Source organism: Nocardia sp. FDAARGOS_372, assembly GCF_002554515.1.
Lineage (GTDB): Bacteria > Actinomycetota > Actinomycetes > Mycobacteriales > Mycobacteriaceae > Nocardia > Nocardia farcinica.
The window spans coordinates 441,334-461,724 of record NZ_PDDW01000001.1 but is presented as its reverse complement, the minus strand read 5'-3'; the positions used below and the strand labels follow the sequence as shown (position 1 = coordinate 461,724).

Annotated in this window: 21 protein-coding genes and 1 riboswitch; of the genes, 7 read left to right on the top strand and 14 right to left on the bottom strand. The window is 72.4% G+C overall.

Annotated elements, in window-relative coordinates:
* Positions 1 to 16: 16 nt before the first annotated feature.
* Positions 17 to 898: an arylamine N-acetyltransferase gene (locus CRM89_RS02365; protein ID WP_098083120.1), complete on the bottom strand. Its 882-nt coding sequence runs from the start codon at positions 896 to 898 to the stop codon at positions 17 to 19.
* A 598-nt stretch (positions 899 to 1,496) separates the two neighbouring features.
* Between CRM89_RS02365 and CRM89_RS31270 the strand changes: the two genes are divergently transcribed.
* Both CRM89_RS31270 and CRM89_RS02355 read left to right on the top strand, forming a co-directional pair.
* Positions 1,497 to 1,676, top strand: a complete 180-nt coding sequence (locus tag CRM89_RS31270; protein ID WP_195039668.1) for a hypothetical protein — start codon at positions 1,497 to 1,499, stop codon at positions 1,674 to 1,676.
* Between the two features lie 51 nt (positions 1,677 to 1,727).
* Positions 1,728 to 2,906, top strand: coding sequence for a winged helix DNA-binding domain-containing protein (locus CRM89_RS02355; RefSeq protein ID WP_098083119.1), 1,179 nt, complete (start codon positions 1,728 to 1,730; stop codon positions 2,904 to 2,906).
* A gap of 103 nt (positions 2,907 to 3,009) precedes the next feature.
* On the opposite strand, the gene nadC is transcribed toward CRM89_RS02355, so the two are convergent.
* Genes nadC through nadA form a run of 3 tightly spaced genes read right to left on the bottom strand, consistent with a single transcriptional unit; the run spans position 3,010 to position 6,653 of the window.
* Positions 3,010 to 3,870, bottom strand: coding sequence for a carboxylating nicotinate-nucleotide diphosphorylase (nadC, locus tag CRM89_RS02350; RefSeq protein WP_098083118.1), 861 nt, complete (start codon positions 3,868 to 3,870; stop codon positions 3,010 to 3,012).
* 29 nt (positions 3,871 to 3,899) lie between these two features.
* Entirely contained in the window at positions 3,900 to 5,576 is a 1,677-nt protein-coding gene (locus tag CRM89_RS02345; protein ID WP_098083117.1) for an L-aspartate oxidase, read from the bottom strand.
* A 33-nt stretch (positions 5,577 to 5,609) separates the two neighbouring features.
* The gene (gene nadA, locus CRM89_RS02340) at positions 5,610 to 6,653 is read right to left on the bottom strand and encodes a quinolinate synthase NadA (RefSeq protein WP_098083116.1); all 1,044 of its coding nucleotides are present in this window, start codon (positions 6,651 to 6,653) and stop codon (positions 5,610 to 5,612) included.
* A 95-nt stretch (positions 6,654 to 6,748) separates the two neighbouring features.
* Here nadA and CRM89_RS02335 point away from each other — a divergent pair, with 95 nt between their 5' ends.
* Complete coding sequence (locus CRM89_RS02335) at positions 6,749 to 7,507, top strand: NUDIX domain-containing protein (RefSeq protein ID WP_060592456.1); 759 nt, start codon at positions 6,749 to 6,751, stop codon at positions 7,505 to 7,507.
* A gap of 42 nt (positions 7,508 to 7,549) precedes the next feature.
* Here CRM89_RS02335 and CRM89_RS02330 read toward each other — a convergent pair whose 3' ends face one another.
* From CRM89_RS02330 to bioB, 4 genes are read right to left on the bottom strand one after another with little or no spacing between them, the layout of a single operon-like run.
* Positions 7,550 to 8,083: a DUF1353 domain-containing protein gene (locus CRM89_RS02330; RefSeq protein WP_098083115.1), complete on the bottom strand. Its 534-nt coding sequence runs from the start codon at positions 8,081 to 8,083 to the stop codon at positions 7,550 to 7,552.
* Positions 8,084 to 8,111: 28 nt separating this feature from the next.
* Complete coding sequence (locus tag CRM89_RS02325; RefSeq protein ID WP_011208365.1) at positions 8,112 to 8,741, bottom strand: DUF2567 domain-containing protein; 630 nt, start codon at positions 8,739 to 8,741, stop codon at positions 8,112 to 8,114.
* A complete protein-coding gene (locus CRM89_RS02320; RefSeq protein ID WP_060592460.1) occupies positions 8,741 to 8,968 on the bottom strand; it encodes a hypothetical protein in 228 nt (75 codons plus the stop codon). The genes CRM89_RS02325 and CRM89_RS02320 overlap by 1 nt, the downstream gene beginning before the upstream one ends.
* A gap of 11 nt (positions 8,969 to 8,979) precedes the next feature.
* Entirely contained in the window at positions 8,980 to 9,993 is a 1,014-nt protein-coding gene (bioB, locus tag CRM89_RS02315) for a biotin synthase BioB (RefSeq protein WP_060592462.1), read from the bottom strand.
* 133 nt (positions 9,994 to 10,126) lie between these two features.
* Between bioB and CRM89_RS02310 the strand changes: the two genes are divergently transcribed.
* Positions 10,127 to 10,711: a TetR/AcrR family transcriptional regulator C-terminal domain-containing protein gene (locus CRM89_RS02310; RefSeq protein ID WP_011208362.1), complete on the top strand. Its 585-nt coding sequence runs from the start codon at positions 10,127 to 10,129 to the stop codon at positions 10,709 to 10,711.
* Here the strand turns inward: CRM89_RS02310 and CRM89_RS02305 are convergent.
* The 6 genes from CRM89_RS02305 to CRM89_RS02280 form a co-directional block, all read right to left on the bottom strand.
* Positions 10,668 to 11,942 (bottom strand): MFS transporter, encoded by a 1,275-nt coding sequence (locus CRM89_RS02305; protein ID WP_060592466.1) that lies wholly within the window; start codon positions 11,940 to 11,942, stop codon positions 10,668 to 10,670. The two genes, CRM89_RS02310 and CRM89_RS02305, sit on opposite strands and share 44 nt — an antisense overlap.
* 103 nt (positions 11,943 to 12,045) lie before the next feature.
* Positions 12,046 to 13,398: an LLM class flavin-dependent oxidoreductase gene (locus CRM89_RS02300; RefSeq protein ID WP_098083114.1), complete on the bottom strand. Its 1,353-nt coding sequence runs from the start codon at positions 13,396 to 13,398 to the stop codon at positions 12,046 to 12,048.
* The gene (locus CRM89_RS02295; RefSeq protein WP_170916131.1) at positions 13,395 to 14,144 is read right to left on the bottom strand and encodes an ABC transporter ATP-binding protein; all 750 of its coding nucleotides are present in this window, start codon (positions 14,142 to 14,144) and stop codon (positions 13,395 to 13,397) included. Before CRM89_RS02295 ends, CRM89_RS02300 begins: the two co-directional genes overlap by 4 nt.
* Positions 14,120 to 14,980 carry an ABC transporter permease gene (locus CRM89_RS02290; protein ID WP_098083113.1) on the bottom strand — a complete coding sequence of 287 codons (861 nt, stop codon included), beginning with the start codon at positions 14,978 to 14,980 and terminating at the stop codon, positions 14,120 to 14,122. The genes CRM89_RS02295 and CRM89_RS02290 overlap by 25 nt, the downstream gene beginning before the upstream one ends.
* Positions 14,980 to 16,074, bottom strand: coding sequence for an ABC transporter substrate-binding protein (locus tag CRM89_RS02285; RefSeq protein WP_011208357.1), 1,095 nt, complete (start codon positions 16,072 to 16,074; stop codon positions 14,980 to 14,982). Before CRM89_RS02285 ends, CRM89_RS02290 begins: the two co-directional genes overlap by 1 nt.
* Before the next feature lie 66 nt (positions 16,075 to 16,140).
* Positions 16,141 to 17,307, bottom strand: a complete 1,167-nt coding sequence (locus tag CRM89_RS02280) for an alpha/beta hydrolase (protein WP_098083112.1) — start codon at positions 17,305 to 17,307, stop codon at positions 16,141 to 16,143.
* 106 nt (positions 17,308 to 17,413) lie between these two features.
* A riboswitch (cobalamin riboswitch) is annotated at positions 17,414 to 17,476 on the top strand.
* Positions 17,477 to 17,530: 54 nt separating this feature from the next.
* On the opposite strand from CRM89_RS02280, the gene CRM89_RS02275 reads away from it, so the two are divergent.
* From CRM89_RS02275 to CRM89_RS02265, 3 genes are read left to right on the top strand one after another with little or no spacing between them, the layout of a single operon-like run.
* Positions 17,531 to 18,562, top strand: a complete 1,032-nt coding sequence (locus tag CRM89_RS02275) for an iron ABC transporter permease (protein WP_098083111.1) — start codon at positions 17,531 to 17,533, stop codon at positions 18,560 to 18,562.
* A complete protein-coding gene (locus CRM89_RS02270) occupies positions 18,559 to 19,359 on the top strand; it encodes an ABC transporter ATP-binding protein (protein WP_098083110.1) in 801 nt (266 codons plus the stop codon). Before CRM89_RS02275 ends, CRM89_RS02270 begins: the two co-directional genes overlap by 4 nt.
* Positions 19,356 to 20,384, top strand: coding sequence for an ABC transporter substrate-binding protein (locus tag CRM89_RS02265; protein ID WP_172964429.1), 1,029 nt, complete (start codon positions 19,356 to 19,358; stop codon positions 20,382 to 20,384). The genes CRM89_RS02270 and CRM89_RS02265 overlap by 4 nt, the downstream gene beginning before the upstream one ends.
* Positions 20,385 to 20,391 lie beyond the last annotated feature (7 nt).

Genomic DNA, 20,391 nt, shown 5'->3' with positions numbered 1-20,391 from the left:
CGGTACTGGAAAGCCCCTACGGGGTGCCCGCAGCGACGCGCTCGAGCCAGCTGCCGGTGGTGAGCGCATCCAGGTCCGGGCCGGGCAGTTCGATGTCGAAGAGGTCGTTCATGACCTCGGGCAACTCGCCCGGTGTCAGGGCACGGATGTCGGCGCTGCCGTCGGGGCGTTCGGTGATCAGGGTCAGTCCGTCGAGCACGTGGTGGCGGTCGGGATGGAACCGCTGCAGGAACGGACGGGTCGTGAACGGCGAGCGCGGCGAGGTCGACACGAAGTGGTTGCCGACCTCGAAGTCGATCCGGTACTGCGGCGCGGTGGTGAAGGTGTAGCGGTCGACCCAGCCGTCCCTGCCGAACTGGTGCAGCACCCACAGGTCGGTGCCGAGTTCGCCGGTGCGGCGCTCGAGCCGGAATCGCCAGTCCCCCAGGGTGAATTCGTCCGGTTGCGGGCGCAGCTCGTAGGGGCGCAGCGGGCCGCGGCCGAAGCCGACGTCGCACATCCACACCCGGTCGTCGTCGGCGGTGGTGACCCGTAACAGCGCGTGCGTGGCCGGGCGTAGGCCGCCCGCCCCCATGGTGACCCGGCCGGTGTGGCCGGTGACCCCGAACCCGAGACGTTCCAGCGCGGCGGCGAACAGGCCGGCGTTCTCGTAGCAGTAGCCGCCGCGTCTGCTGTGCACGAGCTTGTCTTGCAGGGTCGCCAGGTCGAGGCGCACGGGCCGGCCGAGCACGGCCTCGAGATTCTCGAAGGGGATCGCGGTGGTGTGCCGGTACACGAGTTCACGCAGCGTGGCCAGGGTGGGCGCGCGCTCGCCGGCGAACCCGATCCTGGCCAGGTACGCGTCCAGGTCCAGCTCCGCGCCGTTCCAGTGGTAGGCGGGGTCGTCGGGCTTGCTCATGCTGCCACCTCGTTTCGTCGTCGAACCTCGTCCGGGACAACCATCGGGCAGGGCGACGTTGTTCCGGGACCGCGGCATTCGCCGTCGCGATGGTCGTCGGCGCGCCCCTGACGGCCGCCTTCGCGCGCCGGTGGCCCCCGCGCCGCGGCTTGCCGACGTTCGTGCTGGTCTTCGCGGTGGTCCAGGTGGCCGGCGCGCTCGCCGACCACCTGTGGGTCCTGGTGGTGACCCGGGTCGTCGCCGCCTTCATGACGACGGCCGCGCTGGTGAACGCGGGCACCTGCGGCGCGTTCACCTTCCTCACACCGCTGATCACCGGTCCGGTGGGCCTGTCGCAACGGTGGATTCCGGTGGCGCTCATGCTGTTCGGCCTCGGTTCCTGCCTCGGCGTCACCGCGGCCGGACGCCTCGCCGACCGGTGGCCCGGGCAGGTCGTGGCGGTCGGCGGCCCGCTGGCGCTCCTCGGCCGGCTCGCGACCGCGGCGACCACCCACCCGGCCACCCTGCTGGTCCTCGTCACCGGGCAGGGCGCACTGTCCTTCGCCGTCGGCAGCACCCTCGTCGCCCGCGTGCTGGGCGAGGCGACGGGGCGCCGACGATGGGCGGCGCCTACGCCACCGCGGCGCTCAACCGCGGCGCGGCGCTCGGCCCGATCGCCGCGGCGGCCACGCTGGGTACCGGGCCGGCCGAACGCGGTCCGTTCGTGGCGGCCGCGGTCGCGGTCGCCCTGGCGCCGGCGACCGCGTCGGCGACCCGGGTGCGCGCCGCGGACCGGTGAACCGCTGACCGAGCGGCGGAATCCGTCACCCGCCCCGGCTACACTCCGCACATGCGTTCGATCAGTGTGGCGGAGCGGCGGGCCCGGCTGGCGGTGCGGCACCATCTGGCGGCCACCGCGCGGTCGGCGGACGTCACCGAGATCGCCCGGTCGATGGTGGCCCTGCACGCGACCGACCCGGCGACCGTGTTCCTGTCGGTGGCCGCCCGCTCGGACACGCTCGTGCCCGCCGACGTGGAGCGCGCGCTGTACGAGGAGCGGACACTGCTGCGGATGCTGGCGATGCGGCGCACGATGTTCGTGGTGCCGCTCGACGTCGTCGGCGCCCTGCAGGCCTCCTGCGCCGACGCGCTCGCGGTCAAGCAGCGCCGCACCTACACCAAACTGGTGGAACAGGCCGGGGTGGTGGACGGCGACGTCGCGGCGTGGTGGGCCGAGGTCGAGCGGGAGACCCACGACGCGCTGCTGGCGCTCGGCGCGGCGACCGGCGCACAGTTGAGCAAGGCGGTGCCGCGCTTGCGCACCTCGATCGTGACCGCCCCCGGCAAGGCGTATGAGCGGCCGACCAACATCACCACCTGGGTGCTGCTGACCCTCGGGGCCGAGGGCCGGATCGTGCGCGGACGCCCGAACGGTGGGTGGAGCAGCAGCCAGTACACCTGGGCGCCGATCGAATCCTGGCTGCCCGGTGGTGTCCCCGCGGTGCCCGTCGAGGAGGCCCGGGCCGAGGTGGTGCGGCGGTGGCTGCGTGCCTTCGGGCCCGCGCCGGTCACCGACCTCAAGTGGTGGACCGGGTGGACGCAGGCCGAGGTGCGGTCGGCGCTGGCCCGGCTCGACGTCGCCGAGGTGGACCTCGACGGCGGCACCGGCCTGGTGCTGGCCGACGATCTCGCGCCGGTGCCCGCGCCCGCACCGGCCGCCACCCTGCTCCCCGCCCTCGACCCCACGCCGATGGGCTGGCAGTCGCGCGACTGGTACCTCGGTCCGCACGCCCCCGCCCTGTTCGACCGCAACGGCAACATCGGCCCCACCGTCTGGTGGGACGGCCGCATCGTCGGCGGCTGGGCCCAGCACCGATCCGGCGAGGTCGTCTACCGCCTCCTCGAAGACCCCGGCACCGCGGCCGCCACCCACATCGCCACCGAAGCCGCCCGCCTGGAGAAATGGTTCGGCGACACCCGCCCCGTCCCCCGCTTCCGCACCCCCCTGGAACGCGAACTCACCACCTGACCGGCGTGATCGCCAGTCGGTCTCCTCGGGGTGCCCGGTACTCGCGGCCTTGATCCACCGCCTGCGCCGCCGGGTGTACTCCTGGTCGTGGCCGACGACGCTGTCAGAAGTCCAGGCCGAGGTCGAGGACGGTGACGGAGTGGGTGAGGGCGCCGACGGCGAGGTAGTCGACGCCGGTGCGGGCGTAGTCGGCGGCCACGTCGAGGGTGAGGCCGCCGGAGGATTCCAGTTTCGTGGTGGGGGCGGTGGCGTTGCGACGTTGCACGGCGGCCTGGGTCTGCCAGAGCGGGAAGTTGTCCAGCAGGACGAGTTCGACGTCTTCGGCGAGGACGGCGTCGAGCTGTTCGAGGCTGTCGACCTCCACTTCGCACGCGATGTCGGGGGCCAGGGCGCGCACGGCCCGCAGCGCCTCGACCACCGACCCGGCGGCGGCCACGTGGTTGTCCTTGATCAGCGCCGCGTCTCCGAGGCCCATCCGGTGATTGACGCCGCCGCCGACCCGCACCGCGTACTTCTGCAGGGCGCGCAGGCCGGGCAGCGTCTTGCGGCTGTCGCGGATCTTGCAGTCGGTGCCCTCGACCGCGTCCACCCAGGCGGCGGTGGCGGTGGCGATGCCGGACAGGTGACAGATCAGGTTGAGCAGGGTGCGTTCGGCGGTGAGCAGTCCGCGCGTGGGAGCGACCACGCCGAGCACCGCCTGACCGGGCTCGACCCGGGTGCCGTCGGCGACCCGGCCGGTGATCTCGTACTCGCCCGCACCGAGCACCTCGTCGAGCACCAGCAGACCCACGTCGATTCCGGCGACCGTGCCGGGCTGCCGGGACACGACCGACGCCTTGACCACGGCGTCGGCGGGCACGGTGGCCACGGTGGTGACGTCGGGGCCGTAGCGCAGGTCCTCGTCCAGCGCGGTGCGGATGAGCGCGAGCACCTCGTCGCGATCCAGCGCGGCGTCCAAAGCCATCGTCGTTCTCCTGTTCTGTCGGTGCGCGCTCACGGAACGGCGGCGAGTTCGGGACCGTCGGGGTCGGCCGCCAGGTCGGCGGCGACGTCGAGGGTGCCGAGCAGATCGGGGTGGCCGTCGGGGTCGAGCCGGATCGGGATGCTGTGCCGCAGCGCGTCGTCGGTGGCCGGGTGATCGGAGCGGGTGTGGCAGCCGCGGCTCTCCCGCCGCGCGGCTGCCGCCAGCAACAACACCCGGGCGGTGAGGGTGAGCGCGCCGTCCTCGAGGTCGGCGATCCGCCGCGCCGCGAGCTCCGGTGCGGGCAGCACGGATTCGGCCGTCGACTGCCTGGCCTGCGAGTACCGCGAGGACATGCCGCGCAGCACGGCCCGTTCCAGCCGGGCCGCCGCCTCCGCCAGCCCGTCGCCGTCGCGGACGACCGAGGCGTGCGCGGTCATCACCTGGTGCAGCGCCGCCCGGGGCACCCGGGGCATGGCGCGGGGGCGGATCTCGGTCACCTCGGCGGGCAGTTCGAGCCGTTCCGCGGCGGCCGCGCCGACCCGCTCGCCCACCACGAGCCCCTCCAGGAGGCTGTTGGAGGCCAGCCGGTTCGCCCCGTGCAGGCCGGTGCGGGCGACCTCACCGGCCGCGAACAGCCCCGGCACCCCGGTGCGCCCGTGCGTGTCGGTGACCACGCCACCGCACTGGTAGTGCGCGGCCGGGGCGACGGGGATCAGGTCGGCGCGCGGGTCGATGCCCGCGGCCAGGCAGGAGGCGGTGATCGTGGGAAAGCGCCGGGTGAATCCCTCGATCGCGCGGGCGTCGAGATACACGTGGTCGGTGCCCAGGTCACGCATCCGAGCCGCGATCGCCCGCGACACCACGTCGCGCGGCGCCAGATCGCCGCGCGGATGCACCCCGGCGGTGACCGAGCGGCCGGTCGCGTCGACCAGCACCGCGCCCTCCCCGCGCACCGCCTCGCTGATGAGCGGGCGACGGCCGGTGCCGCCGGGGGTGTAGAGCACGGTCGGATGGAACTGCACGAACTCCAGGTCCGCCACCGTCGCCCCGGCCCACAGCGCCAGCGCGACGCCGTCGGCGGTCGCGCCGGGCGGATTGGTGCTCAACGCGTACAGCTGGCCGAGCCCGCCGGTGGCGAGCAGCACCGACGGGGTGTGCACGACACCGAAACCGTTCTCCGACACCGCGATCACCCCCTGCACGCCGTGCGGTCCGGTGACCACCTCGCAGGCGGCCGCGCCGAAGATCACCGGTAGGCCCGCGGCGTTGAGCGCGCGCTGCACCTCGGCGCCGGTGGCGTCACCCCCGGCATGGATGATGCGGCGGGTGCTGTGCCCGCCCTCCCTGGTCCGGGAGACCTGCCCGTCGCGGCCGAGGTCGAACACCGCGCCGAGATCGGTCAGCGCCGCCACGGCCGCCTGCCCGCCCGCGACGATGGAGCGCACCGCCGCCTCGTCGCACAGCCCCGCGCCCGCCTCCACGGTGTCGCGGACGTGGGACTCCACCGAGTCGCCGTGCGGGGCCACGACGGCGATGCCGCCCTGTGCGTATTGCGTCGCGGTGTCGGTCGGCCCGCCCTTGCTCAGCGCGAGCACCCGCAGCCCGCGCAGCGAGGCGGTGCGGGCCGCGGTCAGTCCCGCGACCCCGCCGCCGATCACCACCAGGTCGGCCGTGGCCTCCCACTCGATCGTCACCGCAGCCGTCATCGGTTCACGCCTTCCGCCGCCGTCACCGGCGGTTCACTCACCGCCGCCGGGATTGCCGATGGCGATCATGCGCTGTACCGAGTTGCGACCGAGCGCGGCGGTCTCGGGATCGACGTGCACCTCGTCGGCGCCGTCCACCAGGCAGCGCAGCAGCGCGGCCGGGGTGATCATCTTCATGTACTTGCACGAGGCCCGGTCGTTGACGGCCTGGAAGTCGATGCCCGGCGCGGCCTTGCGCAGCTGGTGCAGCATGCCGACCTCGGTCGCGACCAGCACCTGGGTGGATTTGGCGGCCTTGGCGGCGTCGATCATGCCGCCGGTGGACAGGATGTGCACCCGCTCGGCCGGGAACGCGCCCTCGCCGGCCAGGTAGAGCGCCGAGGTGGCGCACCCGCATTCGGGGTGCACGAACAGCTCCGCGTCGGGGTGGCTGCGCGCCTGCTCGGTGAGCTCGTCACCGTTGATGCCCGCGTGCACGTGGCATTCACCGGCCCAGATGTGCATGTTCTCCCGGCCGGTGACCCGCTTGACGTGGGCGCCGAGGAACTGGTCGGGCAGGAACAGCACCTCCCGCTCGGAATCGATGGAGGCCACCACGTCCACGGCGTTGGAGGAGGTGCAGCAGATGTCGGTGAGCGCCTTCACCTCGGCGGTGGTGTTCACATACGACACCACGACCGCGTCCGGGTGCTCGGCCTTCCAGGCGCGCAGCTCGGCGGCGCTGATCGAGTCCGCCAGCGAGCAGCCCGCGCGCTGATCGGGGATGAGCACCGTCTTGTCGGGGCTGAGGATCTTCGCGGTCTCGGCCATGAAGTGCACCCCGCAGAACACGATGGTGTCCTCGGGCGCCTCGGCCGCGATCCGCGACAGTGCCAGCGAATCACCGACGTGGTCGGCCACGTCCTGGATCTCGGGCAGCTGATAGTTGTGGGCGAGAATGGTCGCGTTGCGCTCCCTGGCCAGACGCTTGATCTCCTGGGCCCACTCGGGCGTCGCCTCGACACCGGCGAACCCGGCGGGTCCGTCGAACACCTGCCCCATCAGCGGAGGCGCCAGCTTCGCACCTGTCGTCGCCATGATGGCTCCCTTCCTCGTGCGTCCGCCGCCACCGCTTTCGTCGACGCGGCACCGCGATTCGCACCAAACCAGGTTTTCGACTTACAATCGAAAACGTGGCCCATAGTAGCACCATCCACGAATCGCTCACCGCGGTGTTCCAGGTTCGCCGCTTCCCCGTCGAGAAAACCGCAGGTCAGCGTGTTGCCGTGCCCGCGAGTGGGGTGTTGCGGCCGTGCCCGCCCGACCAGCGGACCGAACTGGCGGTGCTGTTGTGGGAACGCGCACTCGACCCGCAGAAGGGCACCTGGTCGCTGCCCGGCGGCCGGCTGCGCGACGACGAGGACCTCGACACCTCGGCGCGGCGCCAGCTCGCCGAGAAGGTCGACGTGCGCGAGCTGGCCCACCTCGAGCAGCTGTCGGTGTTCAGCGACCCACACCGGGTACCAGGGCCGCGCCGGATCGCCTCGGCCTACCTCGGGCTGGTCCCGCTGACCGCCGAACCGGAACTACCCGACGACACCGCCTGGCACCCGGTCTCCGCACTGCCGACGATGTCGTTCGACCACGGCATCGTCGTCGAACACGCCCGCACCCGGCTGGCGGCGAAACTGTCCTACACCAACATCGCCTTCGCCCTGGCGCCGGCCACCTTCACCATGTCGGTGCTGCGCGAAATCTACTGCGCTGCACTGGGATACGATGTCGACACGACCAACCTGCAGCGAGTCCTGCACCGCCGCAAGGTGATCACGCCGACCGGCGCCACCGCCGCACCGGGACGTGCCGGCGGACGCCCGGCCGCGGTGCACCGGTTCACCGACTCCGGCCTGCGCGTCACCGACGAGTTCGCCGCGCTGCGCCCACCGACCTGAGCGTCCGACACGCGAAATCCGCTGCGGCTCCGGGCTACTCGATCAGGCGGTCTTCATCTCCGGGCGGGGCGCCGGACCCTCGGTGCGCCGGGTCAGCCGCGCTCCCGACCAGAACAGCAGCTCCACCACCCAGAACACCCACAGCGCCAGGCTCACCACCAGTACGGGGATCGCCAGGAACAGCACCGCGGGCACCGCGACGAGCACGAAGCGCAGCAGGTCACCCGCGCTCGCCCCGACCAGGCCGCTGCCGACCCGCACCGCCGCCCACATCATCCAGCGCCGCGGCACCGAGACGCCGAACTCGCGCAGGCTGCGCCGGAAGATCCCGTCGGCGTCGGCGGCACTCACCACCGCGCCGGCGCGTAGATAGTCGTGCAGGATCGCCGCGCGGGTATAGGCGCCGTAGCGCGGGATCAACCAGACCAGGGCGCGCGGCACCGAGGCGAAATCGGTGCGGAACCCGGCGGGCACCGTGAACTCCTGGCTCGCACCGCGATACACCAGCGGCTGCGCCAGCCGCCAGAACGTGCCGTCGATCTCCTCGACCGTCGAACCGCTGCCCACGAACGGCATGCCCCGATTCTACGGCCGACCACCGTGCTCAGCGGGTTTGGCGCGCCTCCGGATGCACGGGCCGGGCGGGATCGAGCGCACCCGGATCGTCGTAGGCGGGGACCGCGCCCCACGTCGGCGTCGGCCGGGCGTGCCCGAACGGCCCGAGGTACCCGGTGCCCAGATCCTCGGCCGTGCTCAACGCCGCGAGGAACAGCACCACCAGCGAGGCGATCAACGGCTGCACCAGCAGCGCCAGATCGGTGCCGACCTCGGTCGGCAGGGTGACGATGCTGCCGACCGCCGGATCGTCGGCGCGCGGATGCCGCAGCTCGGCCACCGTCTCCCCGCACCACGCCATGGCGTAGGCGCCGATCAACGACCCCGTGAGCAAGCCGAGTTGCAGCAGCGGCCCGCGCACCGGCCGCAGCAGCCGCCACGCCGCGACGGCGCTCAGCAGTCCGGTGACCGCGCCGAAGCACACGAAGATCGCCACCGCGTCGAACTGGTGGGCGCTCTCCCCCGTCAGTCCCGTTCCGCGACCGGGCTGCGTCACCAGCAACTGCTCGGTGGGCGCGAGCACACCCCACAGCGCACCCACCAGCAGGCTCACCACGACCACGCCCGCGACCACCAGCAACGCCGTGGCCGCCTCCCGGCGCACACCCTCGGCGCGCACTACCGGTGTTCCAGACTCTTCGAGTCGATCACCCCGTGCCGGGAGCACTTGGCCCACCAGCCGTCCGGGCTCACCTGCACGATCATCCGCCTGCCGCACTGCTCGCAGAACCGCGGCGGCTCCAGGCCCAGCGCGGCCGCGGCGGGCACCGCGTCGTCGAGGCCCGGCACGATCCGCTTGCCGGTGAACGGGTTGTAGCGCTCGTCCATGTCCACGACACTACTCATCGGCGGGCGACCTACAGCGTTTCGTTGAGCGCCTTGATCGGCATCTTCAGCTCACCCAGCAGATCCAGGTCCGATTCGGCGGGCCGGCCGAGGGTGGTCAGGTAGTTGCCGACGATGACGGCGTTGATGCCGCCGAGAATGCCCTGCTTGGCGCCGAGGTCGCCGAGGGTGATCTCGCGACCGCCCGCGAAGCGCAGGATGGTGCGCGGCAACGCCAGGCGGAAGGCGGCGACGGCCTTGAGCGCCTCGGCCGCGGGCAGCACCTCGAGATCGCCGAACGGCGTGCCCGGGCGCGGGTTGAGGAAGTTCAGCGGCACCTCGTCGGGCTCGAGCTCGGCCAGCTGCGCGGCGAATTCGGCGCGCTGCTCCAGGGTTTCGCCCATGCCGAGGATGCCGCCGCAGCACACCTCCATGCCCGCTTCGCGCACCATGCGCAGCGTGTCCCAGCGCTCCTCCCAGGTGTGGGTGGTGACCACGTTGGGGAAGTGCGACTTGGCGGTCTCGAGGTTGTGGTTGTAGCGGTGCACACCCATCGCGGCGAGCTGATCGACCTGTTCCTGGGTGAGCATGCCCAGCGAGCAGGCCACCTGGATGTCGACCTCGTTGCGGATGGCCTCCACACCGGCGGCGACCTGCGCCATCAGCCGGGCGTCCGGGCCGCGCACGGCGGCGACGATGCAGAACTCGGTGGCGCCGGTCTTGGCGGTCTGCTTGGCGGCCTCCACCAGGCTGGGGATGTCGAGCCAGGCCGCGCGCACCGGCGACTGGAACAGGCCCGACTGCGAGCAGAAGTGGCAGTCCTCGGGGCAGCCGCCGGTCTTGAGGCTGATGATGCCCTCGACCTCGACCTCGGGGCCGCACCACTTCATGCGGACCTCGTGGGCCAGTCCGAGCAGCTCCTCGAGCCGGTCGTCACCGAGCCGGAGCACCGCTAGGGTCTGGTCCTGGGTCAGGCCCTCGCCGCGCTCGAGCACCTGCTCGCGCGCGATCTCGAGAATGTCGGTCTGAACGGGTGCCTGGGTCACTGCGGAAATCCCTTCGGGCGGGCTTCTTCGTAGGGCGACGGCCCCTCGCGCCCGAGGTGGCCGTGCAACTTGAACGGTGTTCAGGCTAGGGTAGCGGCAAGAGTGAGTCAAAGCACGATCGGAAGGGACAACGGTGCAACTGCACAGGGCGGACGTGGTCGACGGCGCCATCGCCATCCTCGACCAGTACGGCCTCGCCGACCTGACCATGCGCAGGCTGGCGAGTTCACTGCAGGTGCAGCCGGGCGCCCTGTACTGGCACTTCCCCAACAAGCAGGCCCTGCTCGGCGCGGTCGCCGACCGCATCCTGGCCCCGATGGAGGCACCGGTCACCGCGACCGACTGGGCCGGTCAGCTCACCGAACTCGCGCACCGGCTGCGGGACTGCCTGCTGGCCTACCGCGACGGCGCCGAACTCGTCTCGGCCACCTACGCCTCCCGGCTGACCACCAGCAAGGGCCGCGAGCGCCTGGCCGGGGTCGCGATCCGCGCGGGCATGCCGCGCCAGGAGGCCGAACTGGCCGCCTACACGTTGCTGTACTACGTGCTGGGCCAGACCGTCGACGAGCAGTCCCGCATGCAGATGGACTCCGCGGGCGCGCTGCCCGCCGACGACACCCCGCTCGACGAAACCCCCGACGCCACCGCGCGTTTCGACTTCGGCCTGCAACTGTTCATCGCGGGCGTACGGCACCTGCTCGGCAGCCGCGTCCGCTGAGCAGCCGCGTTCGGCCGCTGTCGGGCCGTGGTCGGTCCACCGCGGCCCGCCCGGCGGGAAACCACCGGTACATCGTCCACGCGCCCGCCCCCGCGGCGAGCGCGAGCGCGAAGGAGGCGGCGCCGAGAACGGCGAGCGCGCTGATCGCGCCCACCGCGACCGGTCCGGCGAACATGCCGATGTCGTGGGTGAGACGCCAGGCGCCGAGGAATTCGGCGCGCCGGTCCGGCGGGGCGACGTCGGCGCCGACGGTCATGATGAGCCCGTTGCTGATGCCGTTGGCCAGCCCGAGCAGCACCGCCGCCGCGCCCGCGGTGAGCGCCGAGCCGGTGAACGGCAGCGCGGCGTAGCCGAGGGCGAAGCACAGCATGGACGGAATACCGGTGGCGCGGCGGCCGTAGCGGTCCAGCCAGATCCCCGCGGGATAGGACATCAGCACGTCGACCGCTCCCGCGATGCCGAAGATCAGGCTGGTGGCGACGGGGCTGAGCCCGATGTGCGCGGCCCACAACGGCAACAGCGCCTGGCGGGCGGCCCGGGCGGCGCCGGTGAGCAGCGCCGCCGAGCCGAGCGTGCCCAGCAGCCTACGGTTCTCCACCACCACCGAGGACAGCGTGTGCGTGCCGCTCTCGCCGCCGACGTCGCGCACCGCGACCATCGCCAGACCGGCGAGCAGGGTGGTGACGCACTGCAACCACAGTCCGCCGTTCGGGCCCATCACGTGCACCAGTCCGGCCCCGAGGAACGGGCCGCAGAAGAACCCGAGCCGGTGCGCGCCCGCCAGGGTCGACAGTGCGCGGCCCCGGTCACCGGGAGACACCACCGCGACGAGGTAGGACTGCCTGGCCAGGCCCCACACCGCCCCCGCCGCGCCGTTGAGCAGCATCCCCGCCGCCAGCACCGCCAGGTTCGGCGCCAGGATCGCCGCGAGCACCCCGGCCAGCCCGAGCAGCGACCCCAGCCCGATCGCCCCGCGCTCCCCCACCCGGGCCACCACCCGGCCGGCGGGCAGATCGGTGAGCACCATCCCCAGCCCGCTCAGCGACACGACCAGTCCGGCGAGCCCGGCACTCGCACCGAGATCCAGGGCACGTAGCGCGTACATCGGCGCCGCCGCACCGGCCCCGGTGCCGTACAGCGCCATCGGCACGAACACCGACCACGTCAGGCTCCGCAACCGCACGGAACGGACTGTGCCGGTGGCACTTTCGGTCGCTCGGTCGACGCTCACCGCCCGCGCCCCCGGTGGCGACCGCGTGGTGTCCCGGCCCGCGCACCGCAGCGCGCGAGCCCGGCCGCCGCGCGTCCGCCCGGACACTCCCCGGGTGCCCGGCTCACCGCACCCCCACCGGTCGACGGGCGAATCGGCTCTCCGGCCGCGGCAGTCCGAAGTGATCGCGCAACGTCGTGCCCGAGTATTCGGTGCGGAACAGCCCGCGCTCGCGCAGGATCGGCACCACGGTGTCGGTGAAGACCTCCAGCCCGCCCGGGTAGTAGGGCGGCATCACGTTGAACCCGTCGGCGGCACCGTGGCGGAACCACTCCTCGATGGTGTCGGCGACCTGTTCGGGCGTGCCCGCGAACACCCGGTGCCCGCGCGCGCCCGCCAGCCGATGCAGCAACTGCCGCAGCGTCGGCCGTTCCCGGCGCACGATCCCGGCGACGACCTGCAACCGGCTGCGCGCGTTGTCGGTGACCTCACCCGCGTCGTCGAACTCCTCGACCGGCACCGGCTCGTCGAGCTTCAGGTGCCGCAGATCCCGTCCGGCGATCCCGGCGAGCTGCGCCAGCCCGTATTCCGGCACGGTCAGCTCGTTGAACTCCCGCTCCAGTTTCCGGGCCGCGGCCTCGGTGTCGGCGATGAACGGGCTGATGCCGGGCAGGATCTTCACGTGCTCGGGGTCGCGGCCGAACGCGCGGGCCTTGGCCTTGATGTCGGCGTAGAACGTCTGGGCGTCCGACAGTTGCTGGTGCGCGGTGAAGATGGCCTCGGCGTAGCGGCCCGCGAACGCGCGGCCCTCGTTGGAGGCGCCCGCCTGGACCAGCACCGGATGCCCCTGCGGTGGGCGCGCGGCGTTGAACGGTCCACGCACGCGCAGGTATTCGCCCTCGAAATCGATGCGGTGGATCTTGGCCGGATCGGCGTAGCGGCCCGCCGCGGTGTCCAGCAGGATGGCGTCGTCCTCCCAGCTGTCCCACAGCGCGACCACAGCGTCCACGAATTCCCGTGCCCGCGCGTACCTTTCGGTGTGGTCGGGGTGGCGGTCCAGCCCGAAGTTGGCCGCGGCCAAGTCGGTGCCGGTGGTGACGATGTTCCACCCGGCCCGGCCGCCGGAGAGGTGGTCCAGGCTCGCGAACAGCCTGGCCAGATTGTAGGGCTCGTAGTAGGTGGTCGAGGCGGTGGCGATCAGCCCGATCCGGCTGGTGGCGGCCGCGATGGCGGTGAGCAGCGTGATCGGTTCCAGTCCGGGCGCGGCGTTGTATTCGACATTGGTGCGCAGCGCGGGACCGTCGGCGAAGAACACCGCGTCCAAGGTCGCGGCCTCGGCGGTGCGGGCGATCTCCTGGTAGTACCGCACGTCGTAGATGCGGTCGGGCCTGCTCGCGGGATGGCGCCAGGCGGCCTCGTGGTGCCCGGCGGGATAGATGAAGGCGTTGAGGCTCAGCTGGCGGGGACGGTCGGTCATGAGGCTTGTTTCTCTTCCTCCGGTGCGGCGAGGTCGACGCCGAGCGCGGCGAGCAGCAGCTCGCGGGCGTGGATGAACTCGGGGGCGCTGTGGCGGCGGGGCCGGGGCAGCTCGATGCGCAGGTCGGTGGCGAGGCGGCCGTCCTGCAACACCAGCACCCGGTCGGCGAGCAGCACCGCCTCGTCGACGTCGTGGGTGACCAGCAGCACGGCGGGCTTGTGCCGGGCGCACAGATCCTGCAGCAGGGCGTGCATCCTGATCCTGGTCAACGCGTCCAGCGCGCCGAACGGCTCGTCGGCCAGCAGCAGTTCCGGCTCGCGGACCAGCGACCTGGCCAGTGCCACCCGTTGCTGCTCACCACCGGAGAGCTCCCGCGGCCAGGCGCGCTCGCGCCCGGCCAGGCCCACCTCGGCCAGCGCCGCCCGGCCGCGCGCGGCGGCATCGGCGCCGGACAGGCCGAGGATCACGTTGTCGAGCACGCGGGCCCAGGGCAGCAGCCGGGAGTCCTGGAAGACCACCGCGCGTTCGCTCGGCACCCGCAACTCGCCCGAGCCGGTACCCGCGTCGTCGAGTTCGGCGAGTGCGCGCAGCAGCGTGCTCTTGCCCGAGCCGCTGCGCCCGAGCAACGCCACGAACTCACCGCGCGCGATGTCGAGATCGATGCCGCGCAGCACCGTGCGGTCACCGAAGCCGCGGCGCAGCTCGCGGGTGCGGACCACGCTCAGTCGCCCAGTGTCTGTCGCCATGACAGTGCCTTCCTTTCCACCGCGCGCACCGCGATGTCGCCGAACAGGCCGAGCAGTCCGTAGATCACCAACCCGACCACGATCACGTCGATCTGGCCGTAGGTGCGCGCCTGCGTCATCAGGTAGCCGATGCCGCTGGTGGCGTTGACCTGCTCGACGACGACCAGCGCCAGCCAGGAGATCGTCACCGCCAACCGCAGGCCGATGAAGAAGCCGGGCAGCGAACCGGGCAGCGCGACGCGGCGCACGAACGCCGCACGCGACAGCCGCACGGTCTCGGCCAGCTCCACATAGCGGGAGTCGACGCTGCGCAGATAGGCGTGGGTGTTGATGTAGACCGGCACGAAGACGCTCAGCGTGATGACGATCAGTTTCATCTCCTCGCCGATGCCGAACCACACGATGAACAGCGGGATCAACGCCAGCGTCGGAATGGCGCGCTTGATCTGGATCGGCCCGTCCAGCAGCGCCTCGCCCACCCTGCTCAGGCCCGCGATGAGCGCGAGCACCACGCCGATCACCACGCCCAGCGCCAACCCGATGCCGGCACGTTGCAGCGAGGTCAGCAGATTCGACTGCAGACGGCCGTCGGAGATCAGCTCGCCGGCGGTCTGCGCCACCGTCCAGGGGGCGGGCAGGGTGTCGGGGTCGAGCGAGCCGGTGGCCGAGCCGAGCACCCAGGCGCCGACCAGCAGCGCCGGGCCGAGCGCGATCCCGAACGGGATCGGTGTGCCCGGGCCGAGCCTGCGCCGCGACAACCCGCCGCGCGCCTGCCGGGCCTGCGACGTGCCCGCCGCGCCGAACCGGCGCAGCACGCCCGCTTCCACTGTCGCCATCATCGCTCCTTCGGCTCGAACGCCGCGCCGGATTCGGTGACCGCCGCGGTCACCACGGCGTCGTACCGCAGGTCGAAACCGTCGGCGGCCTCGACCTTTCTCGGCAGCTCACCGGCGGCATCGATGAGGTCGATAGTCGCCTGCTGCCGATCGATCAGGTCCTGGTCCAGATGCGGGAAGACGTAGCTGCCCAGCGAATCCACGATCCGGCGCGCGTCCTCCGGCGAGACCTTCTGGTTCTCCACGTAATACCGTTGCTCCCACTCGGCGCGGTGGGTGTTGGTCCACTGGTAGGCGCGCACATACGCCCGCACCAGCGCGGCCACCGCCGCCGACCGGGCCGGGTCGTTGGTCACCTCCCGGCGCGCGTAGAGGTAGGCCAATCCGCTGTAGATGCCGTGCGTTTCGCTGTCGGGCAGCACGGTGGCGCCGGGCGTGCGCAGCAGCCGCGTGACGTTCGGTTCGATCAGCGGGGCCACGTCCACCTGGCCGGTGCGCACCGCGTCGAGAAACTCCGCCAGCTGCAACCGGACCAGTTCCACGTCGCCGGTGTCCAGTCCCGCCTTGTCCAGCGCGCGCAGCACGGCCGCCTGCTGGGCGGTGCCCTCGGCGTAGGCGATCTTCCTGCCCTTCAGATCCGCCAGCGTCGTCACCGGAACACCCGGCGCCACCGCCAGTTTCAGCGCGTCCACGCTGGTGCGGTACGCGGCCACGATCGGCACGTCCTGCCCGGCGGCCAGCGCGTGGATCGGCGGCACGTCCCCCACCGGCGCCACGTCGGCCGCGCCGGCGCGGAACGCCTCCAGAATGGCCGGGCCGCCGACGAAGTTGGCGAATTCGACGGTGAACGGCAGCGTGTCGAGCTCACCGGAGAGCCGCAGCGCCGTCTGCAACCGCTCCTGCTGGTCGGCGATCACGAGCTTGGTGCCGGGCGGCACCTCGGTGGGCAGCGGGGTGTTCGCGGCGGCCACCGTCGCGTCGTCGTCCTTCGCGCAACCGGTCAGCCCGAGGGTCGCGGCGGTCGCCGCGGCGAGCAGAACGGCGGTCAGGCGACGGCCACGACGGCCGGCGAGCACGGTTCGGGTTCCAGACATGCGGGGAATTGAAACAACCCGGCCGCGTCCCCGAACACCTTTGTCGGCAGCCTGATTCGAAAGGTGTCACGACGGCGCCGCGGCGGTCCGCACGCCGCGCGCCCGGTCCAGATAGCGCTGCACGAACGGCAGCACCTGCTGCTCGATGACGGTGTTGTAGGCCACCGGCGCCTGCCGCGGGTTGGCGTGGCCGATCTCGCGCGGCAGCACCACCAGCAGGCTGCCGTCCACCCCGCCGACCCGCTCGACCAGCACCCGGTGGGAGTACTCGACGTCGACCACCCGGTCGCGGGCGGCGTCGCGGGGACGGATGAACACGATCGCCGGACGCGGTTTGCCCTCGGCGGGCCGCGCCAGAGCCCGCAGGTTGTCGATCGCGCCGCCACCGACGATCGCCAGGAACTGCGATTCGATCAACCCGTTGCTGGCGGCGTTGTGCGAGAGCACCTTCTCGGTGGTCACCTCGGTCAGCACCGCACGCAGCGCGGCGAGCCGGATGCCGGGCACCGGCCGACCGGCCGGATCGAGGAAGCGGTCCCGGCGGGCATAGGTTTCCACCGCCATGCGCAGCGTGCGGCTCTCCCGCGCACCGGGCAGCCAGCCCATCCAGCGCAGCATGTCCTCGCCGCGGCCACGGCTCTCCGGCCGCACCGCGCCGAGGTCCATCGGGGTGCAGTCCAGCAGCACCCCGGCCAGCCTGCGGTCGCTGCCGCGATGGATGTGCTCGCCCACCTCCAGCGCGATCACCCCGCCCATGCTGTGCCCGACGAGCACGATGTTGCGCACCCCGGACATCTGCGCGGCGCGCACCACCAGATCCGCGATCACCTTGCTGTCGATGCCCTGGTTGTCGTATCTGATCGCCCACACCACCCCGAGGCGGCGCAGCGCGGGCAGGGCGGCCGCGGTGTCGGTGGCGTTGAGCCCGCCCAGACCGACCATGTCCACCACCGCGGTGTCCCAGTTCCGGTCGTCCACCGGAGTGGCGACCGGAAGCAGCGCGGGTTCGGTGCGTGCGAGCCTGGCCCGCTCCGGCGCCACGTCGTGCACCCAGTACTGCACGAACAGGGTGAGCAGGAGTGTCAGTAAGGCGGCGACCCGCACCAGCGCCAGCCTGGTGCGGCGCAGTCTCGTCCAGCGATGCCCGAGGCGGGTCTCCCGCAACCGAGCCCTGCGCCGTTCGTCGTCCCAGTCGGCGACCGTCGACGGGTGCCGCTCGTCCCACAGCGACATCACTCCACGGTAACGACGGACGCCGGAGCCTGCCACGTGCCGACCCGACCACCCGCCGCGAGCAGACCGGGCGGTAGAGTACTGCCCGTCAACCCCCGGCGGGTGCGGGAATCCGGTGAGAATCCGGAACGGTCGCGCCACTGTGATCGCCTTCGGCGAGAGTCAGACCTCCCCCACCGGGTCGCTTCTGGAAAGGCCGCGACTTGCCTGTGGAGTATCGCCGATGATCCGCGTCCGGACATCGATCACCCTCGGCGTGCTGAGCGTCGCCGTGTCCGCCGCCATGGTGTTCGCCACCGGTCTCGGCGCCGAGACACTGCCCGTCGGATCGGTCTGGCACGTGCTGCGGGACCGGATCACCGGCACCGCGCCCGCCGATCTCGGTCTCGACACCATCGTCTGGCAGCTGCGGGTGCCGCGTACCGTGCTCGCCGCGATCGTCGGCGCCGGGCTGGCGCTGGCCGGGGCCGCGATGCAGACCCTGGTGCGCAATCCGCTGGCCGATCCCTTCCTGCTCGGCGTCTCCTCCGGTGCCGGTGTCGGCGCGGCCGCGGTGATCACCTCGGGGTTCTTCGCCGGCGCGGGCGTCTGGGCGTTGTCCGGCGGTGCGTTGGCCGGCGCGTTCCTGGCCGCGACGCTGGTGTTCCTCATCGCCTCCGCCCAGGGCGGCCTCACCCCGCTGCGGCTGGTGCTCACCGGCACCGTGCTCGGTTCGGCGTTCGCGGCGTTCAGCAGTTTCCTGGTGTTCCGCAGCGCCGATCCGGCGGCGGCGCAATCGGTGCTGTTCTGGCTGCTCGGCAGCCTGGCCGGCGCCGACTGGACCCGGATCGCGCTGCCGCTGACGGTCGTGGTGCTGGCGGGTGTGGCGCTGCTGGCGGCCGCGGGCTGGCTGGACGCGCTGCTCGTCGGCGCCGACACCGCGGCCTCGGTCGGCGTTCCGGTGCGGCAGCTGCGCATCGCGCTGTTCGTGCTGCTGGCGGTGCTGGTCGGGGTGCTGGTCGCGGTGTCCGGCGGGATCGGCTTCGTCGGCCTGGTGGTGCCGCACGCGGCCCGGTTGCTGGTCGGCCCCCGCCACCGCGACCTGTTACCGGTCTGCGCGCTCTGCGGCGCGTTGTTCCTCGTCGTGGCCGACGCCGCCACCCGGATCCTGGTGCGGCCCACCGAGATCCCGGTGGGCGTGCTGACCGGCCTGATCGGCGCCCCCGCCTTCCTGCTGCTGCTGGGCCGCCGCACCTACCGGTTCGGGGAATCATGACCCGCGATACCGCGCCCGGGGGACGGTTGTCGGTGACCGAGGTGAGCTGCGAGGTGGGACGACGCCCGGTGCTCACCGGGGTGAGCTTCGAGGTGGCGCCCGGGGAGATGATCGGGGTGGTCGGGCCGAACGGCAGCGGGAAGACCACGCTGCTGCACGTGCTCGCGGGGGTGCGGCGGCCGCGCCGGGGCCGGGTCACGGTGGACGGGCAACCGCTGCACGAACTTCCGGCGCGGCAGCGCGCCCGGACGGTGGCGCTGGTGGCGCAGGACGAGCGGCCGCCCGCGGATCTGCTCGTCGGCGAGGTGGTCGCGCTCGGGCGCACCCCGTATCTGCCGCCCTGGGGCGCGGGCTCACCCGCCGAGCGACAGGTCGTCACCGACGCACTGGCCGCGGTCGACCTCGCGGGTCTCGCCGCCCGCCCCGTGCACAAGCTCTCCGGCGGTGAGCGCCGGCGCGTCCTGCTGGCCCGAGCACTCGCCCAGGACACGCCCGTCCTGATCCTCGACGAGCCGACCAACCATCTCGACATCACCCACCAGCTCGACCTGCTCGCGCTGGCCCGCGGCCTCGGTCGCACGGTGGTCACCGCGCTACACGACCTCACCCTCGCCGATCGCTACTGCGACCGGGTCCTGGTGCTGCACGGCGGTACCGCGCACCCCCCGGCCGACCCCGCGGTGGCGTTGACCCCCGAGGTACTCGCGGAGGTCTTCGGCATCCGCGCCGTGCGGGTCCCCCACCCCGACACCGGCGCACCCCACCTGTTGATCACCCCGCGAGAGGCGAAGGCATGAACCGACCCGTCCGGATACTCGCCGCGGCCGCGCTGGCGGCCACCCTGGCCGCCTGCGGTACCGCGCACCCCACCGCGAGTGACCTCGTGCTCACCAACTGCGGTGCCGAGGCGAGCTTTCCCGCGCCCGCGCACCGCCTGTTCGTCAACGACAGCAACATGGTCTCGATGCTGCTGGCGCTGGGCGCCCAGGACCAGGTGATCGCGGTGTCGAGTCTGCAACGCGACGCCGACACCCTGCGCAAGCACTACGGCCCCGCCGCCGTCGACGGGTTGTCCGATGTCGCGCCGCACTCGCCCTCGCGCGAGACCGTGCTGGCCCAGCGCCCCGACGTCATGGTCGCCGGCTGGAACTACGGCTACACCGAGGCCGCGAACCTCACCCCCGATTCGCTGCGCAAGGACGGCATCGCCGCCTACATCCTCACCGAGAGCTGCCGTCAGCGAGCCGGTGAACGCGCCCGCGGGGTGGTCGAACCGTGGACGGCCCTGCGCACCGATCTCACCAATCTCGGCGCCATCACCGGCCGCACCGAGCGCGCCGCCGACCTCGTCGCCGATCTCGACACCCGCCTGGCCGCCCTGCACGCCGCACCGCAGGCGCCGCGCAAGCCCGCCGTCTTCCTGTTCGACAGCGGCAGCGACACGATCTTCTCCAGCGGGAAGTTCGGTGCGCCGCAAGCCATCCTGGATTCGGCGGGCGCACGCAACATCCTCGACGACGTCGCCGACACGTGGACGAAGGTCTCCTGGGAACGCCTCGCCTCCGCCGACCCCGACGCGATCATGTTCGTCGATTACCCCGGCCAGACCTTCGAGCAGAAGGTCGAGCTGCTGCGCGGCAAGCCCGGCATCGACGAGCTGCGTGCCGTCCGGGAGGGCCGGTTCCTCAACCTGCCGTATGTGCTGTGGACCAGCGGACCGCTGAACATCGACGCCGCCGAGCAGATCCGCGCCCGGTTGGAGCAGTGGGAGCTGCTGCCCCCTTCCGGGATCCGGCCGCGCGCCGACGACGAAGTGCGCTGAGGCGCCG